General features: G+C 62.1%; 13 protein-coding genes. 4 read left to right on the top strand and 9 right to left on the bottom strand.

Going from position 1 to position 16,974, the window contains the following annotated elements:
- Positions 1 to 194 precede the first annotated feature (194 nt).
- Positions 195 to 1,328 carry a PAS domain-containing sensor histidine kinase gene (locus O9Z63_RS09825; protein WP_270129156.1) on the top strand — a complete coding sequence of 378 codons (1,134 nt, stop codon included), beginning with the start codon at positions 195 to 197 and terminating at the stop codon, positions 1,326 to 1,328.
- Positions 1,329 to 1,598: 270 nt separating this feature from the next.
- Here the strand turns inward: O9Z63_RS09825 and O9Z63_RS09820 are convergent, their stop codons facing one another.
- The 8 genes from O9Z63_RS09820 to O9Z63_RS09790 all read right to left on the bottom strand — a co-directional run bounded on the left by O9Z63_RS09820 (position 1,599) and on the right by O9Z63_RS09790 (position 12,615).
- Positions 1,599 to 1,895, bottom strand: coding sequence for a GIY-YIG nuclease family protein (locus tag O9Z63_RS09820; protein WP_270129155.1), 297 nt, complete (start codon positions 1,893 to 1,895; stop codon positions 1,599 to 1,601).
- Positions 1,896 to 2,134: 239 nt separating this feature from the next.
- Positions 2,135 to 7,156: a DNA repair ATPase gene (locus O9Z63_RS09815; RefSeq protein WP_270129154.1), complete on the bottom strand. Its 5,022-nt coding sequence runs from the start codon at positions 7,154 to 7,156 to the stop codon at positions 2,135 to 2,137.
- 44 nt (positions 7,157 to 7,200) lie between these two features.
- Positions 7,201 to 7,545: a DUF3592 domain-containing protein gene (locus tag O9Z63_RS21240; RefSeq protein ID WP_456298821.1), complete on the bottom strand. Its 345-nt coding sequence runs from the start codon at positions 7,543 to 7,545 to the stop codon at positions 7,201 to 7,203.
- Positions 7,546 to 7,677: 132 nt separating this feature from the next.
- Positions 7,678 to 8,076: a hypothetical protein gene (locus tag O9Z63_RS09810; protein ID WP_270129153.1), complete on the bottom strand. Its 399-nt coding sequence runs from the start codon at positions 8,074 to 8,076 to the stop codon at positions 7,678 to 7,680.
- Positions 8,077 to 8,185: 109 nt separating this feature from the next.
- A complete protein-coding gene (locus O9Z63_RS09805) occupies positions 8,186 to 10,345 on the bottom strand; it encodes a flotillin family protein (RefSeq protein ID WP_270129151.1) in 2,160 nt (719 codons plus the stop codon).
- Between the two features lie 224 nt (positions 10,346 to 10,569).
- The gene (locus O9Z63_RS09800; RefSeq protein WP_270129150.1) at positions 10,570 to 11,229 is read right to left on the bottom strand and encodes an OB-fold-containig protein; all 660 of its coding nucleotides are present in this window, start codon (positions 11,227 to 11,229) and stop codon (positions 10,570 to 10,572) included.
- 54 nt (positions 11,230 to 11,283) lie between these two features.
- Positions 11,284 to 11,988 carry a PspA/IM30 family protein gene (locus tag O9Z63_RS09795; RefSeq protein WP_044017265.1) on the bottom strand — a complete coding sequence of 235 codons (705 nt, stop codon included), beginning with the start codon at positions 11,986 to 11,988 and terminating at the stop codon, positions 11,284 to 11,286.
- A 213-nt stretch (positions 11,989 to 12,201) separates the two neighbouring features.
- Positions 12,202 to 12,615 carry a type III secretion system chaperone family protein gene (locus tag O9Z63_RS09790; protein ID WP_270129149.1) on the bottom strand — a complete coding sequence of 138 codons (414 nt, stop codon included), beginning with the start codon at positions 12,613 to 12,615 and terminating at the stop codon, positions 12,202 to 12,204.
- Between the two features lie 213 nt (positions 12,616 to 12,828).
- On the opposite strand from O9Z63_RS09790, the gene O9Z63_RS09785 reads away from it, so the two are divergent.
- From O9Z63_RS09785 to O9Z63_RS09775, 3 genes are read left to right on the top strand one after another with little or no spacing between them, the layout of a single operon-like run.
- Positions 12,829 to 13,614: an XRE family transcriptional regulator gene (locus O9Z63_RS09785; protein ID WP_270129147.1), complete on the top strand. Its 786-nt coding sequence runs from the start codon at positions 12,829 to 12,831 to the stop codon at positions 13,612 to 13,614.
- A gap of 11 nt (positions 13,615 to 13,625) precedes the next feature.
- Positions 13,626 to 14,768, top strand: a complete 1,143-nt coding sequence (locus O9Z63_RS09780) for a hypothetical protein (protein ID WP_270129146.1) — start codon at positions 13,626 to 13,628, stop codon at positions 14,766 to 14,768.
- A 29-nt stretch (positions 14,769 to 14,797) separates the two neighbouring features.
- Positions 14,798 to 15,682 carry an alpha/beta hydrolase gene (locus O9Z63_RS09775; protein WP_270129145.1) on the top strand — a complete coding sequence of 295 codons (885 nt, stop codon included), beginning with the start codon at positions 14,798 to 14,800 and terminating at the stop codon, positions 15,680 to 15,682.
- 117 nt (positions 15,683 to 15,799) lie between these two features.
- Here the strand turns inward: O9Z63_RS09775 and O9Z63_RS09770 are convergent, their stop codons facing one another.
- Positions 15,800 to 16,855 carry a hypothetical protein gene (locus tag O9Z63_RS09770; protein ID WP_270129143.1) on the bottom strand — a complete coding sequence of 352 codons (1,056 nt, stop codon included), beginning with the start codon at positions 16,853 to 16,855 and terminating at the stop codon, positions 15,800 to 15,802.
- Positions 16,856 to 16,974: the final 119 nt, after the last annotated feature.

Below are 16,974 nucleotides of genomic sequence, written 5' to 3'. Positions count from 1 at the left end.
GAGGAGTTGTCGGGGTGAGCAAGGTAGGGCGGTTGGGCGCCAGTGGCAAGGGCGGGGCCGGTAATGGAAGTACGGCACCGGGGATAAACTGCTCAATTGGGCCAGCAAGCCGCATCCTGCCTTCAGGTTCAGTTGTTTACGGCTGGCTGTCGTTCTAACCAAGTCTATAGTGACGTTTCTCTATATCCTGTGTCATGCTTGATTTTCCTTCCCTTTTCATGGCCCAGGTGCAGGCCAGCACCCAGGTGCAGTTCGTGTACGACATAGCCGCCGGGCAGGTGGTTTTCGTGAATGCGGCCTACGGGCCGGTGCTGCTGGGCACCAATGCCGGCGTCAATGCCGAACTCCCCGCTTTGCTGGCCCGCATTCACCCCGACGACCAGGCCTACCTGGCCGAGCACTGGGCGCGGTGGATGCGGGGCGAGCAGCTAAGTGAAATCGAGGTCCGGTTGCAGCGCGTGGGCGAGTCGGCGCAGTGGTTTGCGGCCATTCCCTATTACCACGTGGGCGAAGCCGGTGGCCCGCTACTGGTTTGTACCCTGCACGATATCAGTGCGGCCAAGCACCACCAGGCCAATTCGGACTTGTTCAACAGCCGCAAAAATGTGACGCTGGAGGTGCTTTCGCACGACGCGAGCGGGGCCTTTATCATGGTGGAACAGCTGGCGCAATACCTGCGCGAAGAGCTGCCGGAGGCGGTCCAGCCCCAGGTCGCGCAGATGCTTACCATGCTGGAGAACACCAGCCGGGAGAGCGTGAAAATGATTCGCGACCTGATCAACCTCGAATTTACGGCGGCCGTGGCCACCAACCTGAAGGTGGATCGGGTGGACCTGGGCGACATCATGCGCGGCCCGTTGGCGCAGCTGCAACTCGGCTATAAGCTGCTGGGGCACCATTTCACGTATTCGCTGCCGGCCGAGGCGGTGTACGTGAACCTGGACGTGAGCAAGTTCACGCAGGTGGTTATCAATCTGGTGAGCAACGCCATGAAGTTCACCCGCGACGAAGGCTACGTGCAAGTGACCGTAACGGGGCTGCCGGACCGGGCGCGGGTGCAGGTAGCCGACGACGGTATCGGGATTCCGGCGGCCATGCTGCCGCACGTGTTCGAGCGGTTTACCAGGGCCCGGCGGCTGGGCCTGCGGGGCGAGGAAACCATTGGCCTGGGACTGTCGCTCTGCAAAACTATCGTGGAGTGGCACGAAGGCACGCTGTCGGTGAGCAGCGTGGAGGGCAAAGGCAGCGTGTTTACCGTGGAAATTCCGCTGGCTGAAGGGGCGCTGAGCCGGCTGCCTGACGAATTGGTAGAGGCTGCTGGTTTTTAGTAGGTGCTGCGTTGTTGCGCGGAGCTGGTGGTCAGCCCGCTGATGCAAGTATGGGGGCGTATGGTATGAAGCGGTAGAGATGCTTCGGCTGCGCCTCAGCATGACGGTTAGTTTGGCAACGTCAGCACGCGAGATGCTTCGGCAGGCTCAGCATGACAGTTAGTTTAGCAACGTCAGCACGCGAGATGCTTCGGCAAGCTCAGCATGACGTGCTGGGTTCGTGCTTATTCCTGTTTCAGGGACTCGCGGATGCCGCTTAGGCGGCTGCGACTATAAGTCGTCTGACCAGGTAGCGGGGTCGATAGTGGTCCAGGTCGGATTGAAGGCGGCTATCAGGGCTTCTTTTTTGGCCCGGGTCCAACCTTTTAGCTGCTTTTCGCGGGCTATGGCTTGGGTGGGGTCAGGGCATAGTTCGAAATAGATCAGTAGGTTGGTTTGATAGCGGCCCGTGAATTTGCCCGCATCGCCCAGACCATTGCTATGCTCGTGCAGGCGTCGTGGCAAGTCGTTGGTGATGCCGATGTAGAGGACAGTGTGCGCCGGATTGGTGAGGATGTAGACATACATAGGGTCGTAATTGATTAATTATTGAACGTCATGCTGAGCTTGCCGAAGCATCTCGCGTGCTGACGTTTGATTACTAAACTAGTGTCAGCACGCGAGATGCTTCGGCAAGCTCAGCATGACAGTTAGTTTGGCAACGTCAGCACGCGAGATGCTTCGGCAAGCTCAGCATGACAGTTAGTTTGGCAACGTCAGCACGCGAGATGCTTCGACAGGCTCAGCATGACGTTCTGGGTTCGTTCTTACTCGCGTTTTAGCGCCTCCCGGATGCCACTGAGGCCGCCGGCAATGTTTTCCAGTTTCTCGAGCATTTGCAGGAGCTGGGCGGGGCCGGAGTGGCGGAGGTTGTCGAGGTAGGTTTGCTTGATTTGCTGCCAGCGGGCGGCTTGCTCGGGGGTGAGCCAGCCGAGTAGCTCGCGCAGCTTAAGCAGGTTGGCTTCGGTGGCGCTGGTCAGGGTTTGGGCTTCGCTTTCGTAGTGGGCGGCCAGCAGGTCCGTTATTTCCTGGTCGTTCATGACGGGGCGGACTTTCTCGGCCAGCTTGTTCATGTTGCGGTAGGAGCCCTGCAGCTTGAACGGCGGCTCGGTGCGGTAGGCGTCGGCCTGGGCGGCGCTGGCAATGTAGGCGGCGTTTACTTGGGCCACCACGTCGCGCAGGCGCAGCAGCTGGCCGAGCACGGCCACGTACTCGTTGAGCTCCTCGGGCGAGTGGTTGCCCTCGAAGCTGAGGCCGTCCTGCTGGCCGGTTTCGGCGAGGCGGATGAGGGCGGGCACGTCCTGGGGGCTTTGGGTGGCGAGGCGGGCGAGGGCCGTGTTGCTGGTGAGGGCGTTTTCGAGGTAGGAGAGGCGGAAGGCGTCTTCGGAGCCGGCCGTGAGGATGTCGCCGAGGTTGTAGATGTCGGCGCGGTTGGCCAGCATGTCGGGCAGCTGGAATACGTCGCCGCTTTCAGTGTAGGGGTTGCCGGCCATCACCACGGCCACCTTGCGGCCGCGGAAGTCATAGGTGCGGGCGTGGCCCTGGTACACGCCCTCAATCTTGCGCTGGGCGTCGCAGAGCGAGATGAACTTCTGCAGAAACTCGGGGTGGCAGTGCTGAATGTCGTCGACGTAAATCATCACGTTGTCGCCCATCTCGAAGGCCAGATTCAGCTTCTCCAGCTCCTGCCGCGCCCCGGCGTTGGGGGCCTGGGCGGGGTCGACGCTGGTGACGGCGTGCCCGATGGCCGGGCCGTTGATTTTCATGAAGATGAGGCCCAGGCGGTTGGCCACGTACTCCATCAGGGTGGTTTTGCCGTAGCCGGGCGGCGAAATCAGCAGCAGCAGGCCCATCAGGTCGGTGCGCTTGCCCTCGCCGGCCGTCCCGATCTGCTTGGCCAGGTTGGCCCCGATGATGGGTAGGTACACTTTGTCAATCAGCTGATTGCGCACGAATGACGTGAGTACGCGGGGCCGGAAATCCTCCAGGCGCAGGTCTTCGGCCGCCCGGGCCAGCAGCTGCTTTTTCGTCTCCTGAAACTGCTCGAACTGGGCCACGGTGGCGCGGTCGTAGTGCAGCAGGCGGCGGCGGAACTCGGGGAAGTTGAGGTGGTATTCGTTTTTCGTTGTTTGGTTCTCGCTGTTCGTGATGATGCGCGGGTGGGTGCCCTGGAAGCCTTCGAGGGTTTCGGTGGTGGGCGTGTGGACGACGCGGGCGGGGTCGAAGGTGTGGGTGAGCAGGAGGACGGCGGTTTCGAGGACCCCACCCCCCGGCCCCCTCTCCTTCAGAGAGGGGGAGCCTGACGATTGTAGGTCCGATGTTACCTGTGGAGTGGGCAGAATTTCCCGTGTCGCTGTGGCTCCCTCTCTCTGAAGGAGAGGGGGCCGGGGGGTGAGGCAGCTCTGCACCCACTGCCGCACCAGCTGGAACTGCGCTACGGGCTGGTCCTGGAGTTGGGCTATGGACTGCTGGAAGAGGTCGGTGGCGTGGCGGTCCTGCAACTGCTTCTGGAACTGCTGGTGCAGGTCGGCGGCTTCTTGGGAGATGATGAAGCTGCCGGTGTGGGTCAGCTCGTGGAACAGGTAGTCGCCGGCTTCCTGCACCTGTTCTGGCGTGAACAGGTTAGTTTGGGCAGCGAAGGTTTCGACGGCGGTTTGCAGCTCGGCCTTCAGCTGGTCGAACTCCTGGGAATCGGGAAATACCTGGAGCAGCACGCCGATGCCCTGCAGCTGCCGCTCCCAGTGGGCGCGCTGGTCGGGGTCGGCGAAGCGGAGCCAGTAGAGGGCGGCTGCGGCGCGGGTATCGGCCGGGTAGCGTAGTAAGTCTGCCGTGCGGGTGAGGCGGACGAGGGCCGTGAGCAGCAGGGCGGCGTCGTGGTCGTGCACGCCTTTGAGGTAGCCTTCCTGGTAGCGCGCGGCCATGAACTGCTGCGCGTAAGCCAGCAGCTCGGCGGGGCTGAGGTGGGTTAGCTCGGGCACCGACAACACGGCGGGCCGGCCGGCCTCGGAGTTGGCGGGGGCGGGGTGCTGGGCGGCCTCCAGGATGCGCCAGGCCAGAAACTCGGCCCGGTACACGTCCTGGTTTTCTGATACCACGGTTTGCTCCCACACGGACCGGGAGGCCAACAGGGCGGGGTCGGTTATCTTCTGGAAGAAGTTGGTGCCGGTGAGGTGATAGTGCAGGTCGCCGTCGCGCAGCACCACAGTCAGTTCCAGGGGCTGGGTGTTCACGGTGAAGGCGTGGGTACCGAAGCGCAGGGTCTGGCCGCCGTCGGCGAACAGGTCGGCCCGGTCGCGGAGCTGGCGCACGGCGTTTTCGCGCAGGGTTTTCAGGCGGCTCTGCACGTCGTCGGCCTTCACCGAGTCGCCGAGGCTGAGCAGGTCCTGCGCGGTCTGGCGCACTTTCTCCACCATCACGTCGGCGGCAAAGTAGCCGTTGATGTCGGCCACTGATTCCAGCCGGCTGACGCGGCTCTGCACCGCTTTCAGCAGCCGCTCCGCGCTTTGCAGCAGGGCCGTGGCGCGCTGGTTGCGGGCCGCCACCAGGGCCGTTTTCTTCGACTCAAAGGCTTCCACCACCTGCTCGCGGCGGGTGGTGAGCTGCTCGATGAACTGGTCGAAGTCGGGGAATTTACCTTCCAGCTCTTCCAGCTGCACCATCAGCTTGGTGAGGTACTCGTCGCACTTGGCGGGCGTGTCGGCCAGGTCGAGGTAGTTGGTGAGGGCCTGTTCCAGCAGCTTGAGCTGGGCCGTGAATTCGGCCTGGGCCTCGGTGCCGGCCAGGGCCTGCCGTCGCCTCTTCAGCGCCGCCCGAATCTGGTTGAAGCGGGCGTACACCGTCGAGATGTTGTCGATGATGGCCGTAGTCTGGGTGGGGTCGGGGATGGGCAGGTTGCTCACCACCTCAATCAGCAGCTCCAGCTCCTGGGCCACGGCGGCGGTTTCCTGCTCGCGCTGGTCGGCCTCGATGGTTTTCTGCACCTGCTCTACGCCGTCGGCAATGGCCTGCACGCGCTGGGAGTAGGGCAGGAGGGCATCGGGCCGGAGCAGGAAGTCCACGGTTTGCAGCGCCACTTCCTTGCTCAGGGCTTCCAGGTCCTGGGCGTGCTTTTCCACGGCCGGCAACTCCACGTAGCGCAGCTCCTTCAGCGAAATAACCTCGCCCCGCACCCCGCGCAATTCGCCCAGCAGCTGCACAAACTCCGTGACGGTATCGGGCGCTGAGCGGCGGATGCGGCCGGTCAGCTCGTCGGCTTTCTGAAACACGGCGGCCGTTTGCTGGGCCGTGTTTTTGCGGATGCTCTGCACCTTCTCGAACTCCTCCACGGCCGCCGTGGCCGTCTGGCGTATTTCGGCCAGAGGCTCGGCCAGGGCCTGGGCCGCCGGCTCGCGCAGCCAGTGGTAGGCGTCGGTGAGGGCAGTGGTCTGGCGGATCAGGTCGAGGTAGAGGCCGGCGTAGCTGTCGTCTTTGCCGGCGAGGGTCAGCACTTCCTGCACCTCGCTCATGGCCCGCACAATCTCCTTGTTGCCCAGCTTGTAGAGGTAGGAGTCGGAGGTGACGGGCAGCTGGAAATCGGGGGCGGTGTAGGGCGTCTGCCAGATTTGCACGGCGTGGTGCTTCTTGGGCTCGTCGTCGGCGCGGAAGTAGCACAGCTCGCCGTTCTCAAACAAAGCGTAGCCGTGGCACACAATGGGGTTGTCCACGCGCTGGGCAATGCGGTTATAGCTCAGCAGCAGGTAGGTGCCGTGGTCTTTGTTGAAGAACACGTACAGGAAATCCTCCCCGTTCGGCGACACCACGCGCTTCTCAAACAGCATCTCGCGCAGGCCGTTGTCGAACAGCTTGTTGTCGCCGGTTTGCAGGTAGAAACCGTGCGGGAAAATCAGGCCCTGGCCGTCGGGCAGCAGCACGCAGGCATCGGCCAGGGCGTCGAGGCGCTGGGCGGTTTTGAGCCGGTGGTTGAAGATGAAGTGGCGGTACTGCTGCTCCTGGTAGGGCCGGATTTTGAGCAGAATCAGGTTGCCGACTACCGCGTAGTAGATTTCCGAGTCGTCGAGGGTCTGGTCTTTGTCATCGACCGGCTCGCTCAGAATGCCCTGGCCAGTGCTTGTGTTGTCCTCGATTTTGATGGTCAAATCCCCGCCTACGGTTTCCACGAACACCTTGTCCTCGATGCTGATGTGGGGGTGCTTGCCGCCGCGCTGCATGTCGCGGGTGGCGCGCTTCCACTGGAACTCGTGCTGGGGCGGGAAGGTGTACTCGTGGTCGGAGCGGTTGTCGAGGTAGGTGAGCGTGTCGCCCTGGATCAGCCACTTAAACGTCTTTACATCCGACGCACTCTTGCCCACCCGAAACACCATGAACAGGTGCACGCCAATGACGGCGAACTTCACGAACTGGGTGTTCTTGTAGTAGCGGTAGAGGTTGCGGAACTCCTCCAGAAACTGCGGGTGCTGCAGCAGCTCCAGCCCCAGCGGATGAAATTCGTGCCCGGTGTACTCGTACACCCCAAACACGTCGGCCAGATCCGGCTCCGCCTTCAGCCCCAGCACCACGTTGTAGCCGAAAATGAACCGCTGGCCCACCGGCACCATGTCCCAGGCCACGCAGTTGTTTTCGGTGCTGATGCGGCCGGTGCCTAGCAGGCGCGTATCCACGGCCCCGAACACCTGCTTGCGCTCCGCGTTGAGGGTATCGAGGCGCTGGCGCAGGTCGGTGCTGCTTTTGAGCAGGCGGTTGCGCAGAATTTCGTAGGTGCCGGTTTCGAGTTGGGTAGCTTGGGCTTCCATAGGAGGGCAAGGCACAGACCCTTGCAGGGAGAAAAAACGGCTAATTAGTTTCGGGAGGACCGCAACCGGGCCTTCAGGATAGCATTAGCTGGATCAGATTTAGCGTAGATGACGGCGGTAGTGTCGCCTTTGGCGTGGGTGCGCAAAAAGTTTCTGGACACCCGTGCCCGAAGCAAATGCTCCACGCCGCCCACAGTATACCGCACGGATACACGCCGGCTCTTGTACCTTCTGACTCGGGTAATGATGCCCGTAGCGTACCCCGGATTTTTTAGGATAGCCGCGCGCTTTTCGGCTCTATCCGCTCTTATGAAGTAAATAAGACCGGCAAAAAGGGCAATACAGAAAGCCAGTGCAATTGTGATACCCACAGCTTGCCGACGGGTCATTTTGGGGGGAGTGGTGGAATCGGGAGCTTGCATGAGCAGGTAGCCAGCGCTAAAAACTAGTTCCCCTCCTCAGATGAGGAGGGGCTAGGGGTGGTTGATGATGGCAAAACGGCAGCTATGGAGTGAAACCTGCTATTTCTTAGTCAGAATGGCCCAAATGCCGGTGCCAATGCAGAAAAGTCCAAACGTAAATAGGGCGGCACCGCTTATCACCTCAAGAACCCCAGTATCTTTTTGAAACAAGAATATTTCGGGGTATTTAGAGAGATGCTTCATCAAGATATGTTGCCTTCCTTCCAATGATATACAGTCACCATGGCTTATTTGCTTTGAGTAAATACGACTCCGATATTCGATACGCATCCATCGTTTTGCTTTGCTCGTGATACCACAGTCGCTAGGAAACTGATGTATTCTGACCTGTACTAAATGGTCAGCCCGCGCTACTTCCCATTCTTTTAATTTCTGCGGTAAAAGGAGAATAGTAAGCCCTATGAAGAATGAGCCACAGAGGAAGTAGATACTTTTCACGCCAAGTTGAGCCTGATTTATAGGCCAATATTCTGTGGCTCCAAGAAAATAGAAGCTAGTTCCCCCTCTCCTTTTCGGAGAGGGGGCTAGGGGGTGAGGCGACTAGAGGTTACAGCATCCGCGCCGGCTTGTCTCCGATGCCCAGCGCCACAGCCGTGCTGGCCAGCTGTGTGATGGTGGCGCGGGTGGTGTCGTCGCCGGCTTGGTTCATCATCTTCAGCAGCAGGGCCGAGACGCTCAGGTTCTTCATGTCCTCCGAGCTCAGGCCGAACTGGTCCACGAAGCGGCGCAGGTTGGCTTTGAAGTCGCCGCCGCCGTCCTGGGAGAAGAAGGCGTCCTTCACGGTGCCCAGCACTTCGGAGTTGTGTACCGTGCGGTCAATCATCTTGCCCTTGGTGATGGAGCCGATGATCTGGTCGAAGAACATGGTTTCGCCGCCCACGATGTCGATTTTGGCAGCCTTGAGGGCCTCGCCGATGACGCCGGCCTGGGAGGCGGCAATGTCCTTCTGGATGTTGATCTGGGCCAGCTCCACCGACTTGTCCTTGTCGAGGCGCAGCTTGAATTCCTCGTGGTCTTTGCCCACGCCGTCGAGCTTCTTCATGGCGTCGGCCTTGGCTTCGATGCCCTTGGCTTCCACCGCGAATTTCTGCTCCGATACGGCCGCTTCGGCCAGACCCTTCTTCTGGTCGGCGTCGGCGCGGAACTGGATGATGTCGGCGTCGGCCTGGCCTTTTTCGCGGTTCACTTTGGCGGCTACTAAGCCCAGCTTCTCGTCGGCTTCGGCCTGGGCACCGGCTTTGGCCTGGATGGCCTGGGCCTCGGCGGCGGCGGTGAGCTGGAGTACGGCGGCCTCGGTTTCGCCTTCTTTCTGGCGGGCGGTGGCTTTGGCCTGCATCACCTGGGCTTCGGCCAGGCCTACGGCCGTGGCCTTGCTGGCTTCGGCTTCGGCCAGCGTGCGGATGGCCTGGCCCTTGAACTCGGCGGCGGCCTTCTCGGCTTCGGCATCAATGAGGGCCTGCTTGGCGCGGAACTCGGCGGCTTGGCGCTCCATGTCGGCGTTGCCTACCAGCGTGACGGTAGCGGCTTCTGCCTGCTGCTTAGCGGCCGTCAGGGCCACCAGCTTTTCGCGCTCGGCCAGGGCTTGGGCGCGGGTATCCTTGATTTTTTCTTCTTCCTGCACCGTGGCCTTTTCCACCGTGATTCGCTCGCGGATAATGGTCTGGATGTTCTTTTTCTCTTCTTCCAGGGCCTTCTCCTTTTCAATCTGGGCCAGGGCCACAATCCGCTCCCGCTCGTTTATTTCCAGGGCTTTGGCCTGGGCTACACGCTCGGTTTCCACGGCATCGGTGCGCTGCTTGTTGCGCTCGGCCACCAGCACCTGCCGGTCGCGGTTCTGCTCGGCAATGCCCACTTCTTCCTCGGTGGCAATGCGCGCCTTCTCCGATTTCAGGGTTTCTTCCTGCTGCACCTTGGCCGCCTCGGCGTTTTCGCGAGCCTTGATGTTGGCAATTTCCCGCTTCTGCTTTTCCTGGTTTTCAATCAGCTGCTTTTCCAGCTGCAGAATGGTTTCCTGGGCCTCTACGTCCTGCTTCTTGATGGTTTTCTGCTGCTCGCGCTGGATGGAGTTGGCCTGGATTTTCTGCTCCGAGGTCAGGGCAATAATCTTCTTGATACCCTCGGCGTCCAGAATGTTGTCCTGGTTCAGGGCCGTGAGCGGGGTTTGCTCCAGGTAGTCGATGGCGCAGTCGTCGAGCACGTAGCCGTTGAGGTCGGTGCCGATGATGCGCAGGATTTCCTGCTTGAACTGCTCGCGGGAGTTGTACAGCTCAATAAAATCGAAGTGCTTGCCCACAGTTTTGAGGGCTTCCGAAAACTTGGCGTCGAAGAGGTTTTCCAGGGCCAGCGGGTCGGAGGCGCGGTGTGCCCCGATGCTCTGGGCCACGTTCAGCACGTCGTCGTGGGTTTTGTTGACGCGCACGAAGAAGTTCACCTTCACATCGGCCCGCAGGTTGTCTTTGCACACCAGCCCCTCGGAGCCGGCCCGCTGGATGATGATGGTTTTGAGCTTGATGTCCATCACCTCCAACTTGTGCAACACCGGCACAATGAAGATGCCGCTGAACGATACCTTAGTTTCGCCCATGCCCGTGCGCACTAGGGCCTCGCCCTGCACGGCCTTTTTATACATGCGGGCCACAATGGCAATAAAGCCCAGAATAAGAACGGCGACGATGACCAGCACCGCAAGAGAGAGTTGTTCCAGCATGGAGGTAAGGAGTAGGAGTAGAGGCAAATCGAGAGAAAGAAAGAGAAAAATATGGGTAGCTGCCGCGCAGGAGCAGGATGTTAAGAGCTTGTATTGACCGATGTAGAGACGCGACACTTCGCGTCTCGTCGTTGCTGACGTTGGTTGGTGGCGTGGTTCCGGGTCGTTCAGCGACGAGACGCGAAGTGTCGCGTCTCTACATTGGGCACCACTCTGAGCCGCGTTCAGGGCGCGTCATAGGGCTCCACAAGGTAGCAGCGGCGGGCGGCATCGTAGTCTATTATCAGGGCCGTGTCGCCTTTTTTTAGCTCGGTGGCGGCTGAGGCGGCCCGCACATTGAGCACCAGCGGCGCGCCGGCGCGCTGCGGCACGCTGGCCTGGCCCAGTTGCTCCTGGCTGGCGGGCAGCAGCAGCGTGCAGACTTTGCCCAGCGGCTGCGCGCCGCTGTCGTGGTTGTGCTCCATGGCCGCAAACAGCCGCACAAACGGCGTGGTCAGCACCTTGCCCACCAGCAGGCTGCCCAGCAGCAGCGGCATCAGCAGTGCCAGCCCCAGCAGCCCCGATGTGTTGCCCAGGTAGTAATTCAGCAGGATGCTGCCCACCCACCACGGCAGCGCCACCAGGCTCACGAACACCATTAGCGGCACCCGGCCCAGGTTGAAAAATGCCAGCGCGTGGTTCAGCCAGCTCACGCCCGCATGGGCCGTATCGGGCGCGGCGTGGCCATCAGTGCCCAGGTGCCCGGCGTGGTCGGTATCCACGTCGATGGTCTTGAAGTCGAGCACCCCCAGCAGCACCGTCAGCCAATAGAGCAGCACGAATACCAGCAGGCCAGTCGGCAGCAGGTTGGGCGGCGAAACGGCAGCGTGTAGAAGTTCGGTCATGGGCAGAATAGAAAGAGGGGTAGGACGCCAGTGCCGAAGATGTTGAATGGGAATTTACCCCAGCCCCAGTTTGGCCTTCAAAGCCTGCAAATCGGCGGAGGCTTGGCCGCTGCCGTCCTTGCCCAGCGCCTTATCGATTTCCTGGTCGATAGATTTGCTTTCCTGTGCAATCTGCCCGTACGATTCGGCCAGGGCTTCCTCGGTGGCCACCTTGTCCTTCATGCGCTCCAGCAGCGCCACCGTGCCCGACGAATCCAGCTGGGCCAGCTGCTGGTTGATGGTTTTGGTGGCCGTGCTCACCGTCACGCGGGCTTTCAGGGTTTTCAGCTCGTTGTCCCACTGTGAGATGGTGCTTTTGAGCTGCTGCACGTTCTGGTCGAGCTGCTGGGCTGAGGCCTCAAACTTCTGCTGTTCCTGCGTGGCGCGGGCGGCCTGGGCTTCGTGCTGGGTTTTCTTGAGCAGGGCTTCCGTGGCGAGGCGGTCGGCTTCGGCGGCTTCCAGCTCCTGGCGGTGGGCCTTCTGGAGCAGCAACACGGCCTTGTTTTCGTAGTCGAGGGCGCGGCTGCGCTCCGCTTCGGCCTCGTTACGGCTGCGGATGGCCAGAGCCTTCACCTCCGCCAGCGCGTGCAGGGCCTTGTCCAAGTCCTGGCGTAGGTCGCGCAGGCCTTGCTCGGTCATTTTGATAGGGTCCTCGAACTGGTTGACCGCCGAATGCGCTTCGGCCTGCCCGATTTTGAAGATGCGGTTGAAGAGGTTCATGGCTGTTGGGAGTTTATAAGGTGTTGAGGAACATCAGAACGTCATGCTGCGCGGACCGTCGCACCGATCGTCATGCTGAGCATGCGGCGTATCGAGCCAGGGTGCGCAGCCGTAGTCGAAGCATCTCTACCTCTGACTGTCTAACTACCATTGCAACGAAGCGGTAGAGATGCTTCGGCTCCGCTCAGCATGACAGTCAGGTTAGCCTGACAGTTAGGCGTCCTCAGAACCCGGTTTCGAAAACGCAATCAACTCGTCGCTGAACTCGCTGAGCAGCAGCCCCAGCGAGTTGAAAACGGCCTCCAGCTCGGGCCGGTCGAGGTGCTCCAGCTGCAGCGTGTCGCGGAAGATGACCTTGCGGCCCGTTTCGTCCAGCACGAAAGCCCCGTGGATGATGTCGCGGTTTTTCTGCAGTAGCCGCTGGTAGATGTCGCAGCTGGGGGCGGGCAGCTCCAGCAGGTACTGCTCCAGAATCAGCAGCGGCTCGCCGCAGCCCAGCACCAAATGCTCGATGCCCAGCTCCGGCTTGCTTACTACCAGCAGATTGTTGGCCTCATCCTGGTGGCGAATATCGAAGTCAAGCTCCAGCAGGTAATTCTGAATGGTATAGAAGTAGGAGTTGGCCATAGCGTAAGCAGAAGGAAGGAGGAGAAAACCGGCCAGAAGGTAAGCAGTATCGGGAAGCAGCCTGTCGCGCAGTGCAGGAGGAGCGTTATTCTAATGGCTCAAAAAAATAGCGGACTGAAAAACGGTCATCGGGAATATGTGCTAGCTTTACGATACAAGTGTACTCAAAGTTTGAGATAGGCTCAAGTTTTGAGCAGAAAATATTTTTGCCTCATGTCGTACGTAGGGAAGAACATTCGCAAGATCAGAACCGTCAAAAAGCTGAGTCAGGCCGCTTTTGCCGAGCTGTTTGGCTTGGCCCGGCCCAGCGTGGGGGCGTATGAGGAAGGCCGGTCTGAGCCAAAAATGGAGACGCTGATCCAGATTGCTCATCATTTTGGCTTGTCCGTAGACTTGCTACTTACGAAAGAGCTGACCGTAAACGAGCTCTACCACTTTGATATTTTCCGGCAGGAAGCGGCCCCCGAAGCACCCGCCACACCAGTTGCCGCCACGGCCGACCGGCTGGCCCGGCTCACCCCCTTCGTGCCCGCCGACCGCCTGCTCGAGTACATCGTGCAGCACCACAACACCGCTTTCATCGACGCGCTGCCGCCACTCACGTTTCCGCACCAGCTGGGGCCGGCCACCCGGGCCTTCGAGATTGTGGGGGCCGAAATGCAGCACCAGCAGCAGGGCCTGCGCCACCAGGACGTGGTGCTGTGCTGCCGCGTAGACAAGGCCACGGCCACGTTGCGGCCGGGCCGCATCTACGCCTTCGTTACGCAAAACAGCCTGCTGGTGCGCCGCCTCTCCGAGCGGCTGCCCGCCAACGTGCTCCGGCTCCGTGCCGACAACCCCGACTACGGCGCACAGGAATTTGCCCTGGAGCAGGCGCTGGAAATCTGGGAAGTGAAGGCGGTGTTTACCACGCACCTGCGCCCGCCGTCGCGCATTGAGGACCGGGTGACGCGGCTTGAGCGGCAGGTGGAGGAGCTGCTGGCACGGCTGGACGGGTAGGCAGCAGATATATGCGCTTCTCAGACTACTTCACGAACTTAACTACAAGGCCCCGGCTGCTGCTGGGGTTTCTGCTGCTGATCGGCTTCGTGCTGTTGAGCTGGCAGAACTATCAGCCCCCCGCCGACGCGGAGCTGAACAAGCGTGTGCGGTATCTGGAGCAAGTTATTGAGGAGGGCGCGGGCGTTGGCACCGACCTGGCCAGTATCAACAGCCAGAACCCGGAATGGGCGCTCTTCTCTCTTTCTTTCACAGCGTATGCGCTGGCCAGCCGGGCAGAGCAGCAGCCGGCGCTGCGGCCAGAAGCAGCGCGCTATGTGGCGCTGGCCGTTGCGCAGGTGCTGCAGCCACCCATCCGCGGCACCTTCGAGCCGCTAGCTACCGCGGCCAGCCCCATCGACACAACTGGCTCAGTGCTGTACCTGGGCCACCTCAACCTGATGCTGGGCTGCCTTCGGCAACTCGACCCCACTACCACCTACGCCGGCCTGCACGATACGCTTTCGGGGGCGCTGTACCGGCGCTACGCTCAGGCGCCAAGTGGCTGCCTGGAGTCGTATGTTGGGCGGCGCTGGGTGCCCGACAACACGGTGGCGCTGGCGTCGTTGGCGCTGCACAGCCAGCTTAGCGGGAGCCCCTACCGCATGGCAGCTGAGCGCTGGGTGGCGCGGGCCCGCCGGCACTACCTCGACCCCAAAACCGGCGTGCTTGCCTCGCAGGTGGATGCGCAGGGCCGGCCGCAGGAAGAAGCGCGGGGCTCGATGGTGGGCTGGAGCATCTGGTTTCTGGCTCGCTTCGACCCCAAATTTGCCCGGCAGCAGTATCAGCTGTACCAGCAGCATTTCAGCACCAACCTGGGTGTGCTGCGGCTGTACCGGGAGCGGGCCGGCGCCTACAACACCAGCACCGGCGACATAGACAGCGGCCCGCTGGTGCTCGGCTACAGTATGCCTGCCAACGCCTTTGCCTTCGCCGACGCCGTGGCGCTCCACGACCAGCGCAATGCCCAACGGCTGTACCGCCTAATAGCGCTGGGCCGCCGTTCGGTGGAAAGCCCCACGGAACTGCGCTACGGAGTCCGGTTCCTGGATTTGCCGGTTAGCCCGCTGGCCGAGGTCCTGCTGCTCTACGCCGAATGCCCGGCGGTTCGCTAGCTTGCCGCCAGTTTGACTGAATGCCTACAATGCCTGTTTCCTCTTCTGCTACGGCCGTTTCGCCGTCTCTGCCGCCCGGTATCGGGCTGATGCGTTTGAAATTCCGGCTGCTGTCGGCGCTGTCCACGGAGTGGGCGTTTCGGCAGGCGTGGCGCCTGTTCACCACGCCCCGCCCGCTGCCTACCAAGAAGTGGGAAGCGGCGGCATTGGCCGATGCCCGGCAATTCTGGGTGCCCGTGGGCAGTAGCCAAGTGGCAGCCTACGAGTGGAACCCCGGCGGCACGCGCACGATGCTGCTGGTGCACGGCTGGGAGCACCGGGCCAGCTTCTGGGGCGCCATGGTGCGGCCCTTGGTGGCGGCCGGCTTCCGGGTGGTGGCGCTGGATGGGCCGGCGCACGGTGCTTCGTCGGGCACGCGCACCACGCTGCCGGCCTTTGGGGCGGCGGTGCAGGCCGTAGCCGATGCGGTGGGCGAGGTGTACGGCGTGGTGGCGCACTCCTTCGGTGGGGCGGCCGTGGCGGGTATTCCGGTGCGCTTCAACCAGGCCACCGGCGGGCAGCTGCCGCGGCTGGTGCTGTTGGCGGTGCCAGCCAGCACCACGGCGGTGGCCCAGCGGTTTGCCGCGCTGCTACAGCTGCGCCCGGCCGTCATGGCCCGCATAGCCCGCCACGTGCGCGAGCAGCACGGCCGCGACGCGGAGAGCTTCAGTTTGCTGCACATGGGCCTCCAGCTGCCCGTCGGCCGCGCCCTGCTGCTCCACGACCACGCCGACGCCAGTATCCCGTTCGCCGAGGCTGAAGCCATTGCCGCCAGCTGGCCCTCCCTGGATTTTCGCCCCACCACCGGCCTGGGCCACAACCGCATCATGCGCGACCCGGCCGTGCTGCAGCAGGTGGTGGAGTTTCTGGGTTAGCTGCCACGCAAACGGGCCGTAGCGCGAACTTTGTAGTTCGCGTCCCCGCGCCGTTTGGATGATTTCGTTCTGGGGCGCGAACTACAAAGTTCGCGCTACTGGCTGTGTGTAGCCAAGCTACACCGTATCGTGGCCGGCGGCGGCCAGCTCGCGCAGCACGTCGCGCAGGCCTTCAGGCTCCCGTATCAGCTGTCCGATATGGTGCAGGTAGTCGGTTTCGGCGCGCAGCTGGCGCTTGAGCTGGCGGATTTCCTGCTCGCGCTTCTTGCCGGTGCTGCCCATGAAACCGTTGTCGCCGAATTTCAGCTCGTTGAGCTGCTGCTTGAGCTCCAGTTGCTGCTGGTGCAGGGCTTGGGTGTGGCGAGCAAGCAGGGTGTCGTCGGTGGAGTCGGTGGGGGCGGCTTCGGAGAGCAGCTGCAGCAGCGTGTAGAGGTCATTGGTTTCGTAGGCCTCTGTGATGCGCTGCATGAGGGCCGTTTTGACCTGTTGGGCCTCCGGGTCGCGCTGCAGGTCGGGGTGGTGGGTGCGGGCCAGCTGGCGGTACAGGGTTTTGGTGTTGGAAAGCAGCTCCTGCTGGGCCTGACGGGCAGCTTTTTCGGCTGCTTCCTGCGCTTTTTCGGTCTTCGATTTGCGCCGGTTGCGTGCCTGCGCCGCGGCCTGCTCGTGCGGCGGCAAACTGCTGTCTGTCGGCTCGGCGGCTTCTTTCGGCTCCTGGGGCTGCTGTTCATCGTCGTCGTCGGCATCGTCGTCGTCGGCATCGTCGTCGTCGGCATCGGCGGCGCGGCGGCGGGGGGCGTATTTGCGCAGGATGTCGGCGGCATCTTCCCCGAAGCGGTTCTGCAGGGCCCGGGCATTGCCCACCAGCAGAGCCGTAATCTGCTGCTCCTCCAGGCGGCTGAAGTAGCTCAGCAGCAACGCTTCTTCCAGCGGCGCAAATAGCGCCTGCCGCGCTTCCACTACCGCCCGGGCCGCGGGACCTACCTGCTGCCAGTAGCGCCGCCGGGCGTCCTTCTGCTCCTCCTGCAACTCCCGCAGGCGCTGCCGCAGCCCCTCCACCTGCGCTACCGCCGCCCGAAAAGCCTGCTGCGCCGGCGTGCCCACCGGCTCGCCGGCAGAAGGCACAGGCAAAGCATTAGCGGCAGGCAGGTCGGTGGCAGGGTTGTGCAGGTTCATGGTGTAAAGGTAGGTTATGAGGTGATGGGGTGATGGGGTGGGTGGTGAAATGAGAACGTCATTCCGAGCGGAGCGAGGAATCTCGCGTGCTGACGTTGGAGTGGCATTGTCTACCACAC

It is taken from the genome of Hymenobacter yonginensis (genome assembly GCF_027625995.1).
Taxonomy (GTDB): Bacteria; Bacteroidota; Bacteroidia; order Cytophagales; family Hymenobacteraceae; genus Hymenobacter; species Hymenobacter yonginensis.
The sequence above is the reverse complement of the archived record's forward strand: the minus strand, read 5'-3'. Positions and strand labels throughout refer to the sequence as shown.

What these genes read in the sequence shown, in the direction of transcription:
- O9Z63_RS09825 (WP_270129156.1), top strand. Translation starts at nt 195, where the DNA reads ATGCTTGATTTTCCTTCCCTTTTCATGGCCCAGGTGCAGGCCAGCACC.
- O9Z63_RS09820 (WP_270129155.1), bottom strand. Translation starts at nt 1,895, where the DNA reads ATGTATGTCTACATCCTCACCAATCCGGCGCACACTGTCCTCTACATC.
- O9Z63_RS09815 (WP_270129154.1), bottom strand. Translation starts at nt 7,156, where the DNA reads ATGGAAGCCCAAGCTACCCAACTCGAAACCGGCACCTACGAAATTCTG.
- O9Z63_RS21240 (WP_456298821.1), bottom strand. Translation starts at nt 7,545, where the DNA reads ATGACCCGTCGGCAAGCTGTGGGTATCACAATTGCACTGGCTTTCTGT.
- O9Z63_RS09805 (WP_270129151.1), bottom strand. Translation starts at nt 10,345, where the DNA reads ATGCTGGAACAACTCTCTCTTGCGGTGCTGGTCATCGTCGCCGTTCTT.
- O9Z63_RS09800 (WP_270129150.1), bottom strand. Translation starts at nt 11,229, where the DNA reads ATGACCGAACTTCTACACGCTGCCGTTTCGCCGCCCAACCTGCTGCCG.
- O9Z63_RS09795 (WP_044017265.1), bottom strand. Translation starts at nt 11,988, where the DNA reads ATGAACCTCTTCAACCGCATCTTCAAAATCGGGCAGGCCGAAGCGCAT.
- O9Z63_RS09790 (WP_270129149.1), bottom strand. Translation starts at nt 12,615, where the DNA reads ATGGCCAACTCCTACTTCTATACCATTCAGAATTACCTGCTGGAGCTT.
- O9Z63_RS09785 (WP_270129147.1), top strand. Translation starts at nt 12,829, where the DNA reads ATGTCGTACGTAGGGAAGAACATTCGCAAGATCAGAACCGTCAAAAAG.
- O9Z63_RS09780 (WP_270129146.1), top strand. Translation starts at nt 13,626, where the DNA reads ATGCGCTTCTCAGACTACTTCACGAACTTAACTACAAGGCCCCGGCTG.
- O9Z63_RS09775 (WP_270129145.1), top strand. Translation starts at nt 14,798, where the DNA reads ATGCCTGTTTCCTCTTCTGCTACGGCCGTTTCGCCGTCTCTGCCGCCC.
- O9Z63_RS09770 (WP_270129143.1), bottom strand. Translation starts at nt 16,855, where the DNA reads ATGAACCTGCACAACCCTGCCACCGACCTGCCTGCCGCTAATGCTTTG.